The 841-nt window shown below is 41.6% G+C and carries 1 protein-coding gene; it reads right to left on the reverse strand.

Annotated elements, in window-relative coordinates:
• Window positions 1–208 precede the first annotated feature (208 nt).
• The gene (locus IQR33_RS19895; protein ID WP_193838030.1) at window positions 209–718 is read right to left on the reverse strand and encodes a GNAT family N-acetyltransferase; all 510 of its coding nucleotides are present in this window, start codon (window positions 716–718) and stop codon (window positions 209–211) included.
• Between the last annotated feature and the right edge of the window lie 123 nt (window positions 719–841).

Here is an 841-nt window from a genome sequence, read left to right on the forward strand (position 1 = left end):
GTTTCTTGATAACACTGATATCTTCAATGCGAGCTTGCCGAATATTTAACATATATAAATCCTTTTAACTTACCGTCCTCTCGCGGCTACATAACGCCCAATTAAGGTGTGAGGCACGCAATACCAATGCTACCGCATACCACCTTAACCACTACAACCAACGCATACCAAAAATGCCACGCGTGCCGAATCACTCTTAAATTGTTTGTTATAAAGCGGACTCTACGTTAAACGCCTTTTCGAACCACACTGAGCTTATGTACTGCCCATGTTTCTTCGCATATTCATTGAAAACTCCGACTTCTCTGAAACCAAACCGTTTATGTAATGCAACTGATGCGTCGTTTGGTAATGCAACACCCGACAATACACGATGGACACCATAGGCACGAATTGATGAGAACAACTGAGTATATAGTTTAGAACCTAAACCTTTCCCCTTTGCTTCTTGTGCCAGATAAACGGTCACTTCTACGGTGTCGTCAAAAGCTGAAATTGCTCTGTACTGTTGGGAACATGCAAAACCTAGCAACACGCCGTTTTCTGTGGCTACATATAGTTGATATTTGGTAGTGCTAGAAAACTGAGAAAACCATTTCTGACGATTTTCCAGAGTAAATGGAGCTTCATCAAAGCGTGCATTAGTGTGCTCAATATAAAAATTAAAGATGTCGGTGATACCAGCAACATCTTCAAGTTTACCTGTTCGAATTTCCACGAAATGTCCTTTTTCTTCGAGCTTTATAACGCCTTGTTAAGGTGTGAGGCACGCAATACCTAAGCTTCCGCATACCATCTTAACCACTAGAACTAACGCATAGTAAAAATGCTACGCGTGCCG

The organism is Vibrio sp. OPT46, from assembly GCF_015163535.1.
GTDB classification, from domain to species: domain Bacteria; phylum Pseudomonadota; class Gammaproteobacteria; order Enterobacterales; family Vibrionaceae; genus Vibrio; species Vibrio alginolyticus.